A 20,158-nucleotide genomic window follows, 5' to 3' on the forward strand; every position below is an offset into this window, starting at 1 on the left:
AGGTTATGGTATGCTGCTGTACTAGTTAAATAGTATGGCTGCATATCATGACAAAACTACGATTGACCGATCCGAATCTGTCGACTGAGGATAATCAGCACTGGCTGACTTTCATTGCACTGTTGCAAGACGCCATTGCGCAAGACCTCCATTTACCCCTGTTGCAATTGATGCTGACTCCAGATGAGCGCACCGCGCTGGGAACTCGAGTGCGTATCATTGAGGAGTTAATGCGTGGTGAGTTGAGCCAGCGTGAACTGAAAAATCAATTGGGTGCTGGTATTGCGACCATCACCCGTGGTTCAAATAGTCTGAAAGCAGCGCCGCCAGAGTTGAAAAGCTGGCTCGAAGCGCAGTTATTGACAGATAAAAACTAATTACGATGCAGGGCGCTGGTAAATTTCATTGTGAAACGGCACCAGTGCCAGCAGCAGAGCTTGATGATAAACACTGGTACGAGTCAATTTACCGTCGGTAAAAATACCAATCGCGCCACCCTGTTGTTTAACATTCGATATCCCGGTTAAATCTGCCATTTCGTCGCCCAGCTCACGGCCTTGGCGAATCCCCTGTAATATAATCTCCGGCAGCATCAAGCTGGCAGAGCGGGATTCCCCCATGAGCTGCGAGCGTTCAATTACCATCCATGCAAAGGTCATATTATCTTCAATACCGGCTTCAACCCCGACCCAAAAATCAGCCTCAGGGCGCATCTGACGTGCATTACTCACTCGTTGTCTGGCACCGGAGCGTGTTTCAGTGTTGCCTATGGGTTGCAGGGGAACACCGCTATCAACATTAACCCCTTCAATGTGATACTCGCCGGGGCCATAGACATCATCAAACGCGAGGCTAATAGCCTTAATCTTTGCAGGGTTGGTAGTTGCGGCAACAACATGGTACATAATAAGTCTCAGAATAGATTTAAATAGATTTGGTGTATATTTCACGCAGTATAACGGAAAAATGACATGTTACAGGTATATCTCGTGCGCCACGGCGAAACCGTGTGGAACGCATCGCGCCAGATTCAGGGCCAATCAGACAGCCCTCTGACTGATGTTGGTCTGCGTCAGGCACACTTGGTTGCGCAACGAGTTCGCAGCCAGGGCATCACCCATATTATCACCAGCGACCTTGGGCGCACACAGCAAACGGCAAAAATCATTGCTGATGCTTGTGGGCTAAAAATGGTGACAGACCCGCGTTTACGCGAGCTGAATATGGGGGTGTTGGAAACACGTCCGATTGAAAGCTTAACCCCCGAAGAAGAGCAATGGCGCAAGCAGATGGTCAACGGAACTGAAGGTGGGCGGATTCCTCAAGGGGAGTCGATGACGGAGTTAGCGCATCGGATGCGTGCGGCGCTGGATAGCTGCCTAGAGCTTCCTGCTGGCAGTAAGCCGCTATTAGTTAGCCACGGTATGGCGCTAGGGTGCTTATTGAGTACCTTGCTTGGTTTACCCGCTTATGCTGAACGGCGGTTACGTTTGCGTAACTGTTCGCTATCGCGTGTTGATTATCAGGAAAGCCCTTGGCTGGCTTCTGGATGGGTCATTGAAAGTGCTGGCGATACCGCTCACTTGGATATGCCAGCACTTGACGAACTACAGCGTTAACGCCTGATTGGAATGAGATATTCGCACTTCAACGTGGACGGAGGCCCATCTTTTGGCCTCCCCTGCGGGAAGAATCGCTCGATATCGTAGCCACTCCTACGCGTTAATTCTAACTGTGGCACGCAGGTGCCATAGAGTGTCAGAATGAAATTCTGTAACCCTTCCAGTGGCCCGTCATAGCTAAACTGCACATACTCGCCACCTTGCAAGATAATCGGTTGCCCCTCCTGCACATTACCCGGCACATGCTGTGGTTCGATGGCCGTCGTGTAGAAAACCTCTTGCTCGTCATCTTTCTCCTGATTAGGTCGGGAGTGATGTAAGCCATACAGCACCGGCGGCACTTGATCGGCACCACCAAGATACTGTTGCCAGAAATGAGTCCGTAATTCAGTGCGGTGCGTCGATATCTGCTCAAGTGTGCAAGAATAGCTTTGCGTCAGCCCCACCAAGTGCTGCTCAGGTAAGGTAATGAATTCAGGCTGAGGTAGAGTATATGACCCTAGTCGGATAGGCGGACATATTCCCGCTGAATTCCAATCTTCCGCCCGGCGGTATAACGCAGGCGTTTGCGCAAACTGTTTCTTAAAGGCACGGGTGAAAGTTTGCTGCGAATCAAAACGATATTGCAGGGCAATATCCAGAATAGGACGGCTGGTTAATCGTAATGCGACAGCGGCTTTAGAAAGCCTTCTGGCACGGATATAAGCACCGATAGCATTCCCGGTGACATCCTTGAACATTCGCTGTAAATGCCATTTTGAATAGCCTGCTTTGGCAGCGACATTGTCCAATGCTAAAGGCTGGTCTAAATGACTTTCTAGCCAGCTAAGCAAATCACGAATGATACTGGCTTGATCCATAGATCTTCCTCGTAAAGCGGCCTAAATTTAGGGTATTAGTAATATCAAAAGAATAGCTCTGGCGCATAGTAGCAACTTTTTATGTTCTCGACTGCTTAAGAATTTACTGGCCTTGTGTGTTAAAAAAGTACCTAAGATTTATAAAATGACTTTTTAACCAATTGTTTTATTATCAGCAATAAATATTTAACGTTGAATAACGTTATTCAATGACATGGAGTAAGTGTATGAAAAAAAATTGGATATTCCTTGGTTGTGCACTTTCTTTGGGGGCAATAACCGCCCATGCGGAGGAGATTGGCTCCGTCGATACGGTATTTAAATTGCTGGGACCTGACCATAAAATTGTGGTTGAAGCCTTCGATGATCCTGATGTTAAAAATGTAACTTGTTATATCAGTCGGGCAAAAACCGGTGGTATCAAGGGGGGATTAGGATTAGCGGAAGATACTTCTGATGCTGCCATTTCTTGCCAGCAAGTCGGGCCAATCGAGTTAAGTGACAAAATTAAGAATAGGAAATCTGAAGGTTCGGTGGTTTTCCAGAAGCGGACATCATTGGTCTTTAAAAAGCTACAGGTGGTTCGTTTCTATGACCCGAAACGTAATGCTTTAGTTTATCTCACTTACTCAGACAGGATTGTCGATGGCTCACCGAAAAACGCGATAAGTGCGGTGCCAATCATACCTTGGCGTTAATGCTAGAAAAGCAAAAAGCCAGCATTTGCCGCTGGCTTTTTTATTGTAGACGGCAGGCAGAGGTTTACTCTTCCAGGTCACCACAGAAACGATAACCTTCGCCGTGAATAGTAGCGATGATTTCTGGGGTGTCCGGCGTAGATTCGAAATGCTTACGAATACGACGGATAGTGACGTCAACCGTACGGTCGTGCGGCTTCAGCTCGCGACCGGTCATTTTCTTCAGCAATTCACCACGAGATTGAATCTTGCCCGGGTTTTCACAGAAGTGCAGCATGGCGCGGAACTCACTGCGTGGCAGCTTATAGTGCTCGCCAGCAGGGCTTATCAGTGAGCGGCTATTGATATCCAGCTCCCAGCCATTGAATTTATAGCTCTCAACCAAGCGGCGCTCTTCGCCTACGCTACCCAAATTCATGGTGCGTGACAGCAAGTTACGTGCCCGAATGGTTAATTCGCGCGGATTGAAAGGTTTGGTGATGTAATCATCAGCACCAATTTCCAAGCCAAGGATCTTGTCAACTTCGTTATCACGGCCTGTCAGGAACATTAGGGCAACACTTGCTTGTTCACGAAGTTCTCGTGCTAGCAACAGGCCATTTTTGCCCGGCAGATTGATGTCCATGATAACTAAGTTGATATCATTCTCAGACAGAATGTGGTGCATTTCTGCGCCATCATTAGCCTCATGAACAACATAGCCTTCCGCCTCGAAAATGCTCTTCAGGGTGTTACGAGTAACGATCTCGTCTTCTACGATCAGAATGTGCGGGGTCTGCATGTTTGCTACCTAAAATTGCCAACAAAATAGAAATAGGAAGTACAGAAGTCTTTGTTATATTAGGATTTTTATTGACTGGTTACTCGTCATCCCGTTCATCACATGACTAAAGTACGTAAACGCGTTCTTGATGCACTTTCCATCAACGTCAACAACATCACTAGCTTGGTCGGGGTGTTACTCCCTACAGCCCCAAAGGTGACAAAAGCGGCGCATATCCTAACCCTATTAACAGCAATATAACAGTGTGAGCCGAATGTACCACCCAACAAAACTACGCTTTGTTGACATATATCAAATTCAATTGTAGCACGTTAACACTTTTGTGAAAAAGACTTACAAGAATACCAGCTTAAGCGATAGTTGGTTAAATTATGTGATCGATTCAGTGTTATTAATATTAAAAATTGGAAGACAGACGTAACAAAAAAATGAAATTTCTAATCTGTTGATTTTTATTGTTTAAAATCAATATTCTTTCGACATAAAGCCAATTAAGCCTTTTTCCTTGTCAGCGGTCTATTTCATCCAGAAGCATAAGAAGAATTATCACCAATGTTAGTCAAATGTAAAGTGAAGTGACAAAGTTTTCATTTTTGTTGCGTTTAAAACCATTTGAACCGATAACCAGCCTATTTTTGCCCCTTCAATTAGATTTTATCCTGTAGAACGCCTCAATTGCCTGTCAGGGTATTTCATATCATTAAGGTGAAAAAAAATAGCAAAGTTCATTATAGCGACCAAAGCTAATTCAACGGTTTTATTGTCTGGTGTTTGCCGGGGTATTTTATTTGTATCCGCTGATAATGTTTCCAGAGTTAGACGATTAGCCATTATGCGGCAGTTAATTTCTTGCTGGCGGCGGATGAAAAAATTTGACTTGAGGGGACGATTGCTTTAACCAATAGAGGGAGAACTTATTTTATGAGACAGACAGACGACATGCGATACATCAGCCTGAACACAACAATTATTACCACCACCGAAACCACAGGTTACGGGGCGGGCTGACGCGTAAAGGAAACAACAAAAAAAAGCCCGCACCTAGACAGTGCGGGCTTTTTTTTTCAATCAAATTTTTGCAAAAAAGTTTGCGATAAAAATAGCGCGAAAGCGGGAGAGAACCAGAAATGCGAGTGCTGAAATTTGGCGGGACATCAGTAGCAAATGCAGAACGCTTTATGCGTGTTGCCGATATCATTGAAAATAATGTGCGTCAAGGGCAAGTGGCTACGGTGTTATCCGCTCCCGCTAAAATTACCAATCATCTGGTGGCGATGATCGACAAAATGGTTGCCGGGCAAGATATCTCGCCGAATATCAGTGATGCAGAGCGGATTTTCTCCGAACTATTGCGTGGATTGGCTGATGCGCAACCCGGTTTTGACTATGAGCGCCTGAAAGCACTGGTGGCCCATGAGTTTGCGCAACTCAAACATGTTCTGCACGGCATCTCTTTGCTGGGACAATGCCCGGATAGTATCAATGCCTCAATCATCTGCCGTGGCGAAAAACTCTCCATTGCTATCATGGAAGCGGTATTCCAAGCCAAAGGTTATCAAGTTAGCGTGATTGATCCGGTGGAGAAATTGCTGGCTCATGGCCACTATCTTGAATCCACAGTTGATATCACTGAATCTACTCACCGTATTGGTTCCAGTGCTATTCCTGCTGATCACATCATCCTGATGGCAGGTTTCACCGCCGGTAATGACAAAGGCGAACTGGTAGTGTTGGGCCGTAATGGCTCCGACTATTCTGCTGCGGCGCTGGCGGCGTGTTTACGTGCTGACTGTTGCGAAATCTGGACTGACGTCGACGGGGTATATACTTGTGACCCGCGTGTTGTTCCTGATGCGCGATTGTTGAAATCGATGTCATATCAAGAGGCTATGGAACTTTCCTACTTTGGTGCCTCAGTTCTCCATCCTCGCACTATTGCTCCTATCGCCCAGTTCCAAATTCCTTGCCTGATTAAAAACACCTCGAATCCACAAGCTCCCGGCACCCTGATTGGTGGTGAGAGCAGCTACGATGGCTTCCCGGTTAAAGGCATCACCAACCTGAATAATATGGCGATGATTAACGTTTCAGGCCCAGGTATGAAAGGGATGATCGGCATGGCCGCCCGTGTCTTTGCGGTAATGTCCCGCAGCGGCATTTCAGTGGTGCTGATTACTCAGTCATCTTCGGAATACAGCATCAGTTTCTGTGTCCCGCAGTCAGAGCTAGCTCGCGCCCGCAGAGCATTGGAAGAAGAGTTCTATCTGGAACTGAAAGACGGGCTGCTGGAGCCACTGGATGTCATGGAGCATCTGGCGATTATCTCAGTGGTCGGCGATGGCATGCGCACGCTGCGCGGGATTTCGGCCCGTTTCTTCTCGGCGCTGGCCCGTGCCAATATCAATATCATCGCGATTGCTCAAGGCTCATCTGAGCGCTCTATTTCAGTGGTGGTCAGCAATGATGCAGCCACTACCGGGGTGCGTGTTTGCCACCAGATGCTGTTCAATACTGACCAAGTCATTGAAGTGTTTGTCATTGGTGTTGGTGGCGTCGGTGGAGCATTGATCGAGCAAATCTATCGTCAACAACCTTGGCTGAAACAGCGCCATATCGATTTGCGCGTATGCGGTATTGCCAACTCCAAAGCTATGCTGACCAATGTGCACGGTATCGAGCTGGATAACTGGCGTCATGAGCTGGCTGAAGTGAAAGAGCCGTTTAACTTGAGCCGTCTGATTCGTCTGGTGAAAGAGTACCATTTGCTCAATCCGGTGATTGTTGATTGTACCTCCAGTCAGGCTGTGGCTGACCAATATGCTGATTTCCTGGCGGATGGTTTCCATGTTGTGACGCCGAATAAGAAAGCCAATACATCATCAATGAATTATTACCGTCAGATGCGTGCGGCGGCGGCGAAATCCTGCCGTAAATTCTTGTATGACACTAACGTAGGTGCTGGCTTACCAGTAATCGAAAACTTACAGAATTTGCTGAATGCTGGTGACGAGCTGATGCGTTTCTCTGGCATTCTGTCTGGCTCACTCTCCTTTATCTTCGGTAAGCTCGACGAAGGGATGACATTGTCGGAGGCGACGTTGCAGGCCAAGGCAATGGGGTATACCGAGCCGGACCCACGTGACGACCTTTCCGGGATGGACGTCGCGCGTAAATTGTTGATTTTGGCCCGTGAAGCAGGGTACAAACTTGAACTGACGGATATCGAGGTTGAGTCAGTTCTGCCAGCAAGTTTTGATGCTTCAGGTGATGTCGACAGCTTCCTCGCGCGCTTGCCATCATTGGATGCCGAGTTTACTCGTCTGGTGGCGGATGCCAGCGAGCAGGGCAAAGTGCTGCGTTATGTTGGAGTTATCGAAGAAGGGCGTTGTATTGTCCGGATGGATGCTGTTGACGGTAACGATCCGCTGTATAAAGTTAAAAATGGTGAGAATGCGTTGGCCTTCTATACCCACTATTATCAGCCAATTCCGTTGGTACTTCGCGGATATGGCGCGGGTAATGACGTGACTGCTGCTGGGGTGTTCGCCGATCTTTTACGCACATTATCATGGAAGTTGGGAGTTTAAATATGGTTAAAATCTATGCTCCGGCATCGATTGGCAATGTCAGCGTCGGGTTTGATGTGCTAGGTGCGGCGGTCTCACCGATTGACGGCAGCTTGCTGGGTGACTGTGTCAGTGTGGTTGCGGCAGAGCGTTTCAGCCTGCGCAATGAAGGCCGCTTTGTCAGTAAACTGCCTGACGACCCAAAACAGAATATTGTTTATCAATGCTGGGAGCGTTTTTGTCAGGAAATTGGCCAAGAGATCCCGGTGGCGATGGTACTGGAAAAGAACATGCCGATTGGCTCAGGGCTGGGATCTAGCGCCTGTTCAGTCGTCGCTGGTTTGATGGCTATGAACGAATTCTGTGGCAAGCCGCTGGACAAAGTTACCTTGCTTGGCCTGATGGGTGAACTGGAAGGGCGGGTATCCGGCAGCGTTCATTTTGATAATGTTGCGCCGTGCTATTTGGGCGGGATGCAGCTGATTCTTGAACAAGATGGCTATATTAGCCAAGACGTGCCCGGCTTCGATGACTGGCTGTGGGTGATGGCATATCCGGGTATTAAAGTCTCAACCGCTGAAGCGCGGGCGATTTTACCGGCGCAGTATCGCCGTCAGGACTGCATCACCCATGGGCGCAATGTCGCCGGGTTCATTCACGCCTGCCACACTCAGCAGCCAGATTTGGCGGCTAAAATGATGAAAGACGTTATTGCCGAACCTTATCGCACCCAATTGCTGCCGGGCTTTGCGGCAGCGCGGCAAGCTGCGCATGATATTGGCGCATTAGCCTGTGGTATTTCCGGCTCCGGCCCGACCCTGTTTGCCGTCTGTGACGACGCAGACACCGCGCAGCGTATGGCGGGCTGGCTACAAAATCATTACCTGCAAAACGACGAAGGTTTTGTTCATATTTGCCGTCTGGATACCGCAGGCGCACGACTACTGGGATAACGCATGAAACTGTATAACCTTAAAGATCACAACGAGCAGGTCAGCTTCGCGCAAGCGATCAAGCAGGGTTTGGGCAAGCAGCAGGGGCTTTTCTTCCCGCTGGAACTCCCCGAGTTTGAGCTGACTGAAATTGATAAATTGCTGGATCTGGATTTTGTAACACGCAGCAGCCGCATTTTGTCTGCATTTATTGGCAGTGAAATTGCTCCCGAAGTTTTAACCAAACGTGTGCAGGCGGCTTTTGAGTTCCCGGCACCGGTAGCGCAGGTTGAGAATGATATCGCAGTTCTGGAGCTGTTCCACGGCCCGACATTGGCATTCAAAGATTTTGGCGCACGTTTTATGGCGCAAATGCTGGCTGAAGTGGCTGGCGATCAGCCAGTAACTATCTTAACGGCGACCTCTGGCGACACCGGTGCCGCAGTGGCCCATGCTTTTTATGGCCTGAAAAACGTGCGGGTAGTTATCCTCTACCCACGTGGCAAAATCAGCCCACTGCAAGAAAAACTGTTCTGTACGCTGGGGGGCAATATCCACACGGTGGCCATTGATGGCGATTTTGATGCTTGTCAGGCACTGGTGAAACAAGCCTTTGATGACGAAGAGTTAAAGCAGGAATTGAGCCTTAATTCTGCTAACTCAATCAACATCAGCCGTTTATTGGCGCAAATTTGCTATTACTTTGAAGCGGTAGCCCAACTGCCACAAGAAGCGCGTAATCAACTGGTTATCTCTGTACCAAGTGGTAATTTTGGTGATTTGACTGCTGGCCTGCTGGCTAAATCCTTGGGGTTGCCGGTTAAGCGCTTTATCGCTGCCACCAATGCCAATGATACCGTGCCGCGTTTCTTGGTTAATGGCCAGTGGCAGCCAAAACCCACTGTGGCGACGTTATCGAATGCCATGGATGTCAGCCAGCCAAATAACTGGCCACGGGTTGAAGAACTCTATCGCCGTAAAATCTGGCAGTTGAAGGATTTGGGCCACGGGGCGGTCAGTGATGACATCACCAAAGACACCATGCGCGAGCTGGCGGGTTTGGGTTATATCTCAGAACCTCATGCTGCCATTGCTTACCGTGTTCTGCGTGACCAATTGCAAGATGGTGAATTTGGGTTGTTCATTGGTACGGCACATCCGGCGAAATTCAAAGAGAGTGTAGAAGAGATACTGGGGCAAGAGTTACCGTTGCCAAAACCATTGGCGGTGCGGGCACAGTTACCTTTGCTATCCCATGATTTATTGGCAGATTTTGCAGAGTTACGTGGTTTCTTGATGGCTTTGCCGAAGTAGCGTCTATCCGTTTTTTGTTAAAATAGTAGGTTATGGTTCGGTTGTTAAGTATGGGGTCACTGTTATCGGTTGCTCACCGTTCAGTGTTCATCTTACTTTTGTGAACTCAACCGAGCAGGAGGGTAAACCAGCCCTCCTGCGCCTACGGCTTGCGAGAAATATTACCTGTTAACTCCACCCTACAAACCCGGCCCCCAAACAACTGAATGACAAAACCTAGCTTTCACTCCGTTTAAATACCAACTCATTTTTCGCCGATAACCCGGCATCAAACTCATAGCCTTCCAGATTAAAATCAACCAGTTGCTCTGGTTTGGTCAATTTGTTCTGAATGATAAAGCGGCTCATAAGACCTCGGGCTTTTTTGGCGTAGAAACTGATGATTTTATATTTACCGTTTTTCTCATCCAAAAACACCGGCTTAATCAGTGAACCGGCTAATTTGGCTGGTTTTACTGCCTTAAAGTACTCATCAGAGGCCAGATTAATCAGCACGTTATCACCTTGCTGCTCCAGCGCCTGATTCAGTTTTTCGGTTATCTGATCACCCCAGAAAGAATAGAGATCTTTGCCGCGCGGGTTTGCCAGTTTAATTCCCATTTCTAGCCGATAAGGCTGCATCAGATCGAGTGGGCGTAGCACACCGTATAGGCCAGAGAGCATGCGCAAGTGTTGTTGGGCAAAATCAAAATCAGCCGCACTGAAATCTTGTGCCTGCATCCCGGTGTAGACATCACCTTTAAAGGCCAGAATAGCTTGACGCGCATTGTCCGGCGTGAAATCTGGCTGCCATTCGCTAAAGCGGGCAGCATTTAACCCCGCCAGTTTGTCGCTAATCCCCATCAGACTGCTGATTTGCGCCGGCGTCAGCTCACGGCAAATCTCGATAAGTTGTTGTGACTTATCCAACATTTCAGGCTGAGTAAACTTCTTGGTTGCTAGCGGACTTTGAAAATCAAGGGTTTTGGCTGGGGAAATAATAATAAGCATAACGACATCCTGTTTATCCAGATAACACACTGTAGCAAAAAGCGCCCGTCAGCTAAAAGAAGATTGGACGATTGCTAAGATAGGTAGGCGGTCTTTCCGATAACGGATATAGTTTTTACAGCTTTGGTATCCAATGATGAAAAACTTTGTTTAGCTAAATCGTCTCAGCACCACAAGAATGGACGAAGTTGCTAATAACCTGCCGGTTTCCGGCTGTTTTAAAAGGCGAAAACGGTTGCGAACCGAATAGTGCTGGTTTGCGCCTTTTTTAATCAGTTTAACTGCCTTGCACCGAGGCTTACGCATGTTATTATCAAGACAAGGCACAGTGTCGAAATAGCCAATTGTGAGAAATGGCTAACATCAGCAAAGAGATGACTAGTTGTTTCGACAGAGATGAAAAGCAGCGACATGCCAAAAGTTCATGCACAAACGATGAGAAACGACAACATGACCGATAAACTTACTTCCCTACGTCAAATCACCACTGTAGTAGCAGATACTGGGGATATCGCGGCAATGAAACTGTATCAGCCGCAAGATGCAACCACCAACCCATCACTGATTCTGAATGCTGCGCAAATTCCTGAATACCGCAAGCTGATTGATGAGGCTGTTGCTTGGGCTCGTGAACAAAGTAGCGACCATGCTCAGCAAATCGTTGATGCGACAGACAAACTGGCTGTTAATATTGGTTTGGAAATTCTGAAGCTGATCCCGGGCCGTATTTCTACTGAAGTTGACGCTCGTCTGTCTTATGACACTGTTGCCAGTGTGGCAAAAGCCAAGCGCCTGATCAAAATGTATAACGAAGCTGGCATCAGCAATGATCGTATTTTGATCAAACTGGCTTCTACCTGGCAGGGTATCCGTGCTGCGGAACAGCTGGAAAAAGAAGGTATCAACTGTAACCTGACTCTGTTGTTCTCCTTCGCTCAGGCGCGTGCTTGTGCTGAAGCGGGTGTGTTCCTGATTTCACCATTTGTTGGTCGTATTCTTGACTGGTACAAGGCCAATGGCGATAAAAAAGAGTTCGCACCAAACGAAGATCCAGGTGTTGTTTCCGTCACCGAGATTTACCAGTATTACAAAAAACACGGTTATAAGACTGTGGTTATGGGCGCAAGCTTCCGTAATCTGGGCGAAATCATCGAGTTGGCAGGTTGTGACCGCCTGACTATCGCGCCATCTCTGCTGAAAGAACTGGCAGAAAGTGAAGGCCCGGTAGAGCGTAAATTGTCTTATACCGGTGAAGTACAGGCTAAACCAGCGCCACTGACTGAAGCTGAGTTCTACTGGCAGCACAATCAGGACCCAATGGCGATTGATAAACTGGCTGATGGCATCCGTAAATTTGCTATCGACCAAGGCAAACTTGAGAAAATGATCTCAGACCTGCTGTAATTTCTATAGCTTGCGGTAATTGATTATCCGCAGTTATCTGACGAAAAGGTGGCGTAAGCCGCCTTTTTTATTGCCTGCCACTTGCGTCTGAGAGCAGTTCCAATGACGTGGGATATGCTATTATTCGCCACAGATAAAGGCTTTTCGTCGAGGTAGTCACATGAATACATTACGTATCGGTTTAGTTTCCGTCTCAGATCGCGCGTCGAGTGGGGTATATCAGGATAAAGGCATTCCAGCATTGGAAGAGTGGCTGGCCAGTGCATTGACCACCCCTTTTGAAATCGAAACCCGTCTTATCCCCGATGAACAAACACTGATTGAACAAACCCTGTGTGAGCTAGTCGATGAAATGGGCTGCCATTTGGTGCTGACCACAGGCGGAACTGGCCCTGCAAGACGTGACGTTACCCCTGATGCCACCTTGGCTATTGCCGATCGCCAAATGCCGGGCTTTGGCGAACAAATGCGTCAAATCAGCCTTCATTTCGTTCCTACCGCGATATTATCCCGTCAGGTGGGGGTTATCCGTAAGCAAGCATTGATTATTAATTTGCCTGGGCAGCCTAAATCCATCAAAGAAACCCTTGAAGGAGTGAAAGATGCTCAATCAAAGGTTGTTGTCGCCGGGATTTTCGCCAGTGTGCCTTATTGCATCCAATTACTGGACGGACCTTACGTCGAAACTAACAGTGAAGTGGTAGCGTCTTTTCGTCCTAAGAGTGCCATTATTGGTGCAAAAGACTAAATTAGAATTTTTTATAGCATAAAACTCCGTTGTAAGCGTGTGGGGAATTTTGTACGGTATAGTCATGTTTACTTTACAAAAAGTTGGAAATATTTTTCTTCCCCTACTCTGGTTTACTACGGTGTCATATGCCTCAAGAACACAACTCAACTCAAAATGACTTATCCCAGTCTCATGCTAGCCAACAGCATAATCATAATCGCCGGTTGAATAAGCAAGATTACAAAACACTCACGCTGGCCGCACTTGGCGGGGCGCTAGAGTTTTATGATTTCATTATCTTTGTCTTCTTTGCGGCGGTTATTGGCGACCTATTCTTCCCGACAGATATGCCGGAGTGGCTGCGTCAGGTCCAGACATTCGGTATTTTTGCCGCCGGTTATCTGGCTCGTCCACTGGGCGGCATCATCATGGCGCACTTTGGTGATTTGGTCGGCCGCAAAAAAATGTTCACTTTGAGTATTTTGTTGATGGCATTGCCAACACTGGCGATTGGTATGCTGCCAACTTATGCCTCTATCGGTATCGCGGCACCATTACTGCTGTTGCTGATGCGGGTATTACAAGGTGCGGCAATCGGTGGTGAAGTTCCCGGTGCCTGGGTCTTTGTGGCTGAACACGTACCACGCCGGCGCATTGGTATCGCCTGCGGCACCTTAACCGCAGGTTTAACCGCTGGGATCTTGTTAGGTTCACTGGTTGCGACCGCGATGAACACCATGCTGAGTCATCAAGCTATTTTAGATGGCGGCTGGCGTGTGCCGTTCTTCCTTGGTGGGATCTTCGGCTTGTTCGCGATGTATTTACGCCGCTGGTTGCAGGAAACTCCTATCTTCAAAGAGATGCAGGCCCGCAAAACCTTGGCAGATGAATTGCCATTGAAATCTGTCGTGGTTAATCATAAGAAAGAAGTGTTTGTTTCCATGCTGCTGACTTGGTTGCTCTCAGCCGGTATTGTGGTTGTTATCCTGATGACGCCGACTTATTTACAGAAACAGTTTGATGTCTTACCGGCGCTAGCATTGCAAGCAAACAGCTTGGCAATTGTTGCATTGGTATTTGGCTGTGTAGTCGCAGGGCTGGCGATTGATCGTTTTGGTGCCAGTAAGACCTTTATTATTGGTAGCCTGATGCTGGCTGTGTCCACATGGTCGTTTTATCACACTAATTTGACTGATCCGACCCAACTGTTTAGCCACTATATGATGGCTGGATTCTGTGTGGGCATTGTTGGCGCAGTACCTTATGTGATGGTTCGTGCATTCCCTGCGGAAGTTCGCTTCACCGGTATTTCCTTCTCTTACAACGTGGCATATGCCATTTTTGGTGGGTTGACACCGATTGTGGTGACCTTATTGATGAAGGTGACCCCAATGGCTCCCGCGTATTACATGTTGTTGTTATCACTGGTGGGGTTGTTGTTAGGGATTTATCTGCGTAATGATATTAACAGTGACGTGAAAGTTCAGATAACCAAGAAAGTAATGGGCTGAACCACGATATCGCCAAATAAACTTCTACTCTAATAGCCCATAAATTTATGGGCTATTTTTTTGCTAATTGAGCTTAAAATTCCGTTTTGAAATTAAAGCCGAGCTTCTGTTTGACTCGCGCTGAGGGCTGAGAAATGACTTCAGAAAATAATGTTCTGGCTCCTTGTCGTTGTAAATAGCGGGCGAGTTCACTCACTGCGGCGGTTCCAGCCCCACGAACAGTTCCTTCACGTTCCGGGGATAATACATAATCTGGCAGGGTTGCTGAGGCGACCAGCTCAACTTCATTTTGGCTGTTAAAACGGTCAGCCAGAACAATCGCTATAATTCTGCCATGTAGCTTGATAACCACATAAATTTCACCGGGGCGGCGAATAATTAATCTCCGATGGATTATTCCGGTAACAATATGTCCTGCATGTAGGATTTTACTGAGTACGGCCTCTTTGCCATCTACAGTAGGATCTGATCCCATATGCGCGCCTTGATACTGTTGCCCCCATTGCGCAATAGTTTCGCTGAGTCTTCTTCGCATGGCTTGAGCGTTCTGAATTTCAGCATCCGAAAGTTTTTCCTCCTCTTCAGGGGGGAGTGTAGTCAGTATTTCCACTTCAAAATTCAAGTCATGTTGCATAACAAGTTCATTTTGCACCATGAAGCTGGGGTGGATTGGTCGGTATTCAAATGTATCTAATAATAACTCATAGACTCCTAGAGGTAATAATTCCACTCGTAAGGGCGGCTCATCCGATAAATAACGAAAGTTGTACCCTAAATAGCTAAGCTGAGCATAGTCAAAGGCGGTTCTGACATGATGGAGAGGATCTTCTTCACTTCGCTCCGTTACTTTTTCTTTTACCGTATTGATTAATCGCTTTTCCACCTCTGGGTCTGCTACTTCGACTCCAGTGCTTCCGGTTCTAATAATAGAGTCTATAATTTGGCCAAAAAATACAGCATTCCATGTTTCCAGACTATGGCCGAATAATAAGGTGAAATCAGTCATGATTTCTAATGTCCAATCAATACAATGAGGCTTTATTTGACGTACCTGACGTGAATTGAATAAAGAATAGATAGAAACCATGCAGGCTTTAGCGACAGCCGGTAAACTTAGTGATTGGTTATGCTTAGTACTGTCAATATAAGTTAATAGCACGTAGCTATTAAAACCATTTATATCGGCTGGCTCTGTTCTTGCCAGTGATTCTTTCTTTAGTGGACGACTGTTGCCTGCAATATGTAATGTTTTTCCTTCCGTGCTATTATTAAAGTATTTCTCTGCGCTAAATATAATACTATCTAATTGCTGGCATTTACCATGTGTAATGTAATTATAAATATTTAGGAACGGAGTAAAGGCACATATTATTTTGCTTGTGTTTATTACTTGATTTACATCTCTTTTTCTTTCTGTTTTAATGCCAGTGTCTGCCGTCAATATAGCTTTGGTTAGAATTAACGGTTTTTCTATGTTGTAGTTTATAATTTCTATTTCTGGGCTGTCGTTCATTATGTTATCCCATTCAAATAATATGATGGGTGATATGTCGACTAAGTTATTATTTAATGTCTGGATATACTGAGTTTTTACGATGCTATCTTCTACTTGTATAATAAATGACAATCTGTCTATTTCTTCATAGAGGTTAAAATAGAACTTGCTAACCATACTGAGATCGGAAAATATGATGTTGCCTTTATTCAAGCTAATGGTCGGTCCGTTAAATAATTTAATATCATAAGTGGCGTTTCTGTATATTCCATCGCTGTTGAAAACAAGAAGTAATTGTTTGTTTTTTAATAGAGAGTTATCCCAGTAACTACCGAATGCATCAGCTAACTTTATTCTGCGATGTCCTATAATGATGCATTGTTGGTCACAGCTAAATTCTTTTTTTTCTGATGCTTTGATACTGGTTATTTCATTATCCATTCCTAATGATTTCAAACCATTTACAGCAATATCTTCGGTTAATTCAAAAAAAGGTGCATTGAAATTGTCATTCTTATAAATTGTCGCCATCATCCCATTAGGGATTGTGATTGATTTTATACTATCATTATGAATAAGCACTGAATTTCGGTTAGAATTAATTATTCCTTGGCTATCATGATATAAATCTATTTGTTGATTTGAAGCTAGGCAGGTGCTGTCACCTTGATAATTGTCTTCAGTATAAAAGCAGATTGCCGGTGCTATTTGATAGGATTTTATTTCTTTATATAATCCTAATGATATTAACTCTTGCTGGTTAATATCATTTTTTAATTTTTTATTAGTGCCAGAGAAATTAATACCATCATAAATAGTGATAATCATTCCTGGCGGAACTGAAATAGAGGCTATTCCATGATCAAAGTGTTCATCATAAATATAGGTGGCTCTTTCCTCACTTTCTGCGGCACAGAACGATTCTCCTTTAAAATCAGCTAATTCATAAAAACAGATTTTTGCCTGCTCTGACCAAGCTGATTGCGATATTATTAATATAACGCTAGCTAATAGCTTTGTGACTATTTTCATCGGCGGCCCTTGGGTTTATTTTACTCATCAATATTATCAACGGTATTGATATGTTATATGACGAGCTATTTGTTTTCTTTATCTATTTAAATTATTCTATTTAACTATTTTATAGTGTTAATAAATAGATGTGTTTTTATATATAATGATTGGTGATATATAAGGGCTGCCAATAGCGGTGTTACGATAAGTAAGTATAAAAAAGCCCCCTGAATATAAATACTCAGGGGGCAGTCAAATATAAGCTTTCTAAACAGACTGTAATTAAACTACAGCTTGTACTTGTAACTTTTGGCTCGGTTCGCCAATTGGCAGCACAGTGCGGCCATATTGCTCATTGAGTACTTCTGCCATTGCCAGGTAAATTGCGCTGGCACCACAAATAATGCCTTCGAAACCAGCGAAAACCAGCAGTGAATGGTTACCGGTGAAGTTACCGACTGCCAGCAGAGCAAACAGCAGCGTCAGGCTACCGAAAACAAACTGCAAAGCACGGTTGGCTGGCAGGGTGCCGAAGAACATAAACAGCGTGAAGATACCCCATAGGCCCAAATAAACGCCAAGGAATTGCGCATCAGTTGCTTCCGCCATACCCATTTTAGGCAACATCAGCAAACCGACCAGGCTCAACCAAAATGCACCATAAGAGGTAAACGCCGTAGCGGCAAAAGTGTTGCCTTTCTTATATTCCAGCATACCCGCCAGAATTTGTGCCAGACCGCCGTAAAAAATCCCCATGCTCAAAATAACAGAGGTCAGGGGAAAGAAGCCTGCGTTGTGCAGGTTGAGCAAGACGGTGGTCATCCCAAAGCCCATCAGGCCTAATGGGCCAGGATTCGCCAACTTGGTGGTGTTCATAAGTCCTCTGCAAGTAACAGAATGCTAATAAAAAAAGGATAATTATCCGAATAAGTATAAAGCGCCTGAATGACCAAAAAGTCGTCAATTCCCTCAGTGCGCGCGGCATCATAATGATCCGCGCGATTGGAAACAATGATCTTGAGGGTGATAAAAAGTAATTTTTTTTCATCTCCCCCCTTGATGCTGCGTTTCGTGGCCCCATCTTATTCCCAACCGCAGGGACTAATCGTGGATCAGCGGAAACATACGCCAGTAGAATGCTGGGTATGAAAACATTGATTGTAAGAATTTGGGCAGTTGAAAAAAAACAATCCGCCCACATATAGATTAGTAACTTGACCGAATATGACTTTTTAGTGGAGGCGTTCTAGATGGGTAAAATTATTGGTATCGACTTGGGTACTACCAACTCTTGTGTAGCAATTATGGATGGCACAACTGCGCGCGTGCTGGAAAACGCCGAAGGCGATCGCACAACGCCTTCTATTATCGCGTATACCCAAGATGGTGAGATTCTGGTTGGTCAACCAGCTAAACGTCAGGCTGTCACTAACGCAGAAAACACACTGTTTGCTATCAAGCGTTTGATTGGCCGTCGTTTCCAGGACGAAGAAGCACAGCGTGATAAGAGCATCATGCCGTACAAAATCGTTGCTGCTGATAATGGTGACGCTTGGCTGGAAGTAAGAGGCCAAAAAATTGCACCACCGCAGATTTCTGCTGAAGTGCTGAAGAAAATGAAGAAAACGGCTGAAGATTATCTGGGTGAGCCAGTGACTGAAGCGGTTATCACTGTACCTGCATACTTTAACGATGCTCAGCGTCAGGCAACCAAAGATGCTGGCCGTATCGCAGGTCTAGAAGTAAAACGTATCATCAACGAGCCAACCGCAGCAGCATTGGCCTACGGTCTGGATAAAGAAGTCGGCAACCGTACTATCGCGGTTTATGACCTTGGTGGTGGTACTTTCGATATCTCAATTATCGAAATCGACGAAGTTGATGGCGAAAAAACCTTTGAAGTTCTGGCAACCAACGGTGATACCCACCTGGGTGGTGAAGACTTCGATAGCCGTCTGATTAACTACTTGGTTGATGAATTCAAGAAAGATCAGGGCATGGATCTGCGTACCGATCCACTGGCAATGCAGCGTCTGAAAGAAGCCGCTGAAAAAGCGAAAATTGAGCTGTCTTCAGCTCAGCAGACTGACGTCAACCTGCCGTACATCACGGCTGATGGCAATGGTCCAAAACACATGAACATCAAAGTGACTCGCGCTAAATTGGAGTCACTGGTTGAAGATTTGGTCAACCGTTCTATTGAACCACTGAAAGTGGCTCTGCAGGATGCTGGCCTGTCTGTTTCCGACATCCAGGACGTTATCCTGGTGGGTGGTCAGACTCGTATGCCAATGGTTCAGAAGAAAGTTGCTGATTTCTTCGGTAAAGAGCCACGTAAAGACGTTAACCCAGATGAAGCTGTAGCTATTGGTGCGGCAGTGCAGGGTGGTGTTCTGTCTGGTGAAGTGAAAGACGTTCTGTTGCTGGACGTTACCCCACTGTCACTGGGTATTGAAACCATGGGTGGTGTGATGACTCCGCTTATCACTAAAAACACCACTATCCCAACTAAGCACAGCCAGGTGTTCTCTACTGCGGAAGACAACCAGTCTGCAGTAACCATCCATGTGCTGCAGGGTGAACGTAAACGTGCTCAGGATAACAAGTCTCTGGGTCAGTTCAATCTGGACGGTATCCAGGCGGCACCTCGCGGCATGGCGCAAATCGAAGTGACCTTCGATATCGACGCCGATGGTATTTTGCATGTGTCTGCTAAAGACAAAAATACCGGTCGTGAGCAGAAGATCACCATCAAGGCATCTTCTGGTTTGAATGAGGAAGAGATCCAGAAAATGGTACGCGATGCTGAAGCTAACGCTGAAGCAGACCGTAAGTTTGAAGAGCTGGTACAGACCCGTAACCAAGCTGACCATCTGATTCACGGTACTCGTAAACAGTTGGAAGAAGCCGGTGACAAACTGCCAGCTGAAGACAAAACTGCCATCGAAGACGCGGTGAAAGCTCTGGAAGCCGCTCTGAAAGGCGAAGACAAAGCTGAAATCGAAGCGAAAACTCAGGCTCTGGTGCAGGTTTCTGGCAAGTTGCTGGAAATGGCTCAACAGCAGCAAGCTGCCGCAGGCGGTGATGCTGGTGATACCAGTGCCAAGAAAGAAGACGACGTCGTAGACGCCGAATTCGAAGAAGTGAAAGATAAAAAATAATCGCCCTTAAGCGGGCACAGCAGTAGTAGGCCTTACTGTTGCTGGAAACCAGCACGGGCGTCGAGGAAACTCTACGC

Annotated in this window: 18 protein-coding genes and 1 other annotated feature; of the genes, 12 read left to right on the forward strand and 6 right to left on the reverse strand. The window is 46.2% G+C overall.

The window, feature by feature from the left end; all coding sequences use genetic code 11:
• The first annotated feature begins 47 nt into the window (after window positions 1–47).
• Window positions 48–377 (forward strand): trp operon repressor, encoded by a 330-nt coding sequence (trpR, locus tag N0H69_RS03245; protein WP_050106611.1) that lies wholly within the window; start codon window positions 48–50, stop codon window positions 375–377.
• On the opposite strand, the gene yjjX is transcribed toward trpR, so the two are convergent.
• Window positions 378–905, reverse strand: a complete 528-nt coding sequence (yjjX, locus tag N0H69_RS03250; protein ID WP_050150365.1) for an inosine/xanthosine triphosphatase — start codon at window positions 903–905, stop codon at window positions 378–380.
• 66 nt (window positions 906–971) lie between these two features.
• Here yjjX and gpmB point away from each other — a divergent pair, with 66 nt between their 5' ends.
• Complete coding sequence (gene gpmB / locus N0H69_RS03255; RefSeq protein WP_050106609.1) at window positions 972–1,619, forward strand: 2,3-diphosphoglycerate-dependent phosphoglycerate mutase GpmB; 648 nt, start codon at window positions 972–974, stop codon at window positions 1,617–1,619.
• On the opposite strand, the gene robA is transcribed toward gpmB, so the two are convergent.
• Window positions 1,616–2,482 carry an MDR efflux pump AcrAB transcriptional activator RobA gene (gene robA, locus N0H69_RS03260; RefSeq protein ID WP_050106608.1) on the reverse strand — a complete coding sequence of 289 codons (867 nt, stop codon included), beginning with the start codon at window positions 2,480–2,482 and terminating at the stop codon, window positions 1,616–1,618. The genes gpmB and robA overlap by 4 nt on opposite strands.
• 227 nt (window positions 2,483–2,709) lie before the next feature.
• Between robA and creA the strand changes: the two genes are divergently transcribed.
• The gene (gene creA, locus N0H69_RS03265; RefSeq protein ID WP_050106607.1) at window positions 2,710–3,180 is read left to right on the forward strand and encodes a protein CreA; all 471 of its coding nucleotides are present in this window, start codon (window positions 2,710–2,712) and stop codon (window positions 3,178–3,180) included.
• A 64-nt stretch (window positions 3,181–3,244) separates the two neighbouring features.
• On the opposite strand, the gene arcA is transcribed toward creA, so the two are convergent.
• Entirely contained in the window at window positions 3,245–3,961 is a 717-nt protein-coding gene (arcA, locus tag N0H69_RS03270; RefSeq protein ID WP_004706052.1) for a two-component system response regulator ArcA, read from the reverse strand.
• 102 nt (window positions 3,962–4,063) lie between these two features.
• Between arcA and yjjY the strand changes: the two genes are divergently transcribed.
• The 5 genes from yjjY (at window position 4,064) to thrC (ending at window position 9,776) form a co-directional block, all read left to right on the forward strand.
• Window positions 4,064–4,204 carry a YjjY family protein gene (gene yjjY / locus N0H69_RS03275; RefSeq protein ID WP_004706054.1) on the forward strand — a complete coding sequence of 47 codons (141 nt, stop codon included), beginning with the start codon at window positions 4,064–4,066 and terminating at the stop codon, window positions 4,202–4,204.
• A gap of 699 nt (window positions 4,205–4,903) precedes the next feature.
• Window positions 4,904–4,972, forward strand: a complete 69-nt coding sequence (gene thrL / locus N0H69_RS03280) for a thr operon leader peptide (protein ID WP_002231504.1) — start codon at window positions 4,904–4,906, stop codon at window positions 4,970–4,972.
• Window positions 4,911–5,029: a sequence feature (Thr leader region), on the forward strand. It overlaps the preceding gene by 62 nt.
• 62 nt (window positions 5,030–5,091) lie before the next feature.
• Window positions 5,092–7,551: a bifunctional aspartate kinase/homoserine dehydrogenase I gene (thrA, locus tag N0H69_RS03285; RefSeq protein ID WP_050150363.1), complete on the forward strand. Its 2,460-nt coding sequence runs from the start codon at window positions 5,092–5,094 to the stop codon at window positions 7,549–7,551.
• Window positions 7,552–7,553: 2 nt separating this feature from the next.
• The gene (gene thrB / locus N0H69_RS03290; protein WP_050145707.1) at window positions 7,554–8,483 is read left to right on the forward strand and encodes a homoserine kinase; all 930 of its coding nucleotides are present in this window, start codon (window positions 7,554–7,556) and stop codon (window positions 8,481–8,483) included.
• 3 nt (window positions 8,484–8,486) lie between these two features.
• Window positions 8,487–9,776 carry a threonine synthase gene (gene thrC / locus N0H69_RS03295; RefSeq protein ID WP_050106605.1) on the forward strand — a complete coding sequence of 430 codons (1,290 nt, stop codon included), beginning with the start codon at window positions 8,487–8,489 and terminating at the stop codon, window positions 9,774–9,776.
• 216 nt (window positions 9,777–9,992) lie between these two features.
• On the opposite strand, the gene yaaA is transcribed toward thrC, so the two are convergent.
• Entirely contained in the window at window positions 9,993–10,766 is a 774-nt protein-coding gene (gene yaaA, locus N0H69_RS03300; protein WP_050145561.1) for a peroxide stress protein YaaA, read from the reverse strand.
• A 450-nt stretch (window positions 10,767–11,216) separates the two neighbouring features.
• Here yaaA and tal point away from each other — a divergent pair, with 450 nt between their 5' ends.
• The 3 genes from tal to N0H69_RS03315 all read left to right on the forward strand — a co-directional run bounded on the left by tal (window position 11,217) and on the right by N0H69_RS03315 (window position 14,411).
• On the forward strand, window positions 11,217–12,170 hold the full coding sequence (tal, locus tag N0H69_RS03305) for a transaldolase (RefSeq protein ID WP_004706065.1): 954 nt from the start codon (window positions 11,217–11,219) through the stop codon (window positions 12,168–12,170).
• Between the two features lie 160 nt (window positions 12,171–12,330).
• Complete coding sequence (gene mog, locus N0H69_RS03310; RefSeq protein ID WP_050106603.1) at window positions 12,331–12,918, forward strand: molybdopterin adenylyltransferase; 588 nt, start codon at window positions 12,331–12,333, stop codon at window positions 12,916–12,918.
• A gap of 128 nt (window positions 12,919–13,046) precedes the next feature.
• Window positions 13,047–14,411, forward strand: coding sequence for an MFS transporter (locus tag N0H69_RS03315; protein ID WP_050106602.1), 1,365 nt, complete (start codon window positions 13,047–13,049; stop codon window positions 14,409–14,411).
• Window positions 14,412–14,484: 73 nt separating this feature from the next.
• On the opposite strand, the gene N0H69_RS03320 is transcribed toward N0H69_RS03315, so the two are convergent.
• Together N0H69_RS03320 and satP are read right to left on the reverse strand one after the other, a co-directional pair.
• Window positions 14,485–16,938: a GNAT family N-acetyltransferase gene (locus N0H69_RS03320; protein ID WP_050150360.1), complete on the reverse strand. Its 2,454-nt coding sequence runs from the start codon at window positions 16,936–16,938 to the stop codon at window positions 14,485–14,487.
• Between the two features lie 264 nt (window positions 16,939–17,202).
• The gene (gene satP / locus N0H69_RS03325) at window positions 17,203–17,796 is read right to left on the reverse strand and encodes an acetate uptake transporter (RefSeq protein WP_050106601.1); all 594 of its coding nucleotides are present in this window, start codon (window positions 17,794–17,796) and stop codon (window positions 17,203–17,205) included.
• Window positions 17,797–18,170: 374 nt separating this feature from the next.
• Between satP and dnaK the strand changes: the two genes are divergently transcribed.
• Window positions 18,171–20,081: a molecular chaperone DnaK gene (gene dnaK / locus N0H69_RS03330; protein ID WP_004706076.1), complete on the forward strand. Its 1,911-nt coding sequence runs from the start codon at window positions 18,171–18,173 to the stop codon at window positions 20,079–20,081.
• The last annotated feature ends 77 nt before the right edge of the window (window positions 20,082–20,158 follow it).

This window comes from Yersinia alsatica, from assembly GCF_025133195.1.
GTDB classification, from domain to species: domain Bacteria; phylum Pseudomonadota; class Gammaproteobacteria; order Enterobacterales; family Enterobacteriaceae; genus Yersinia; species Yersinia alsatica.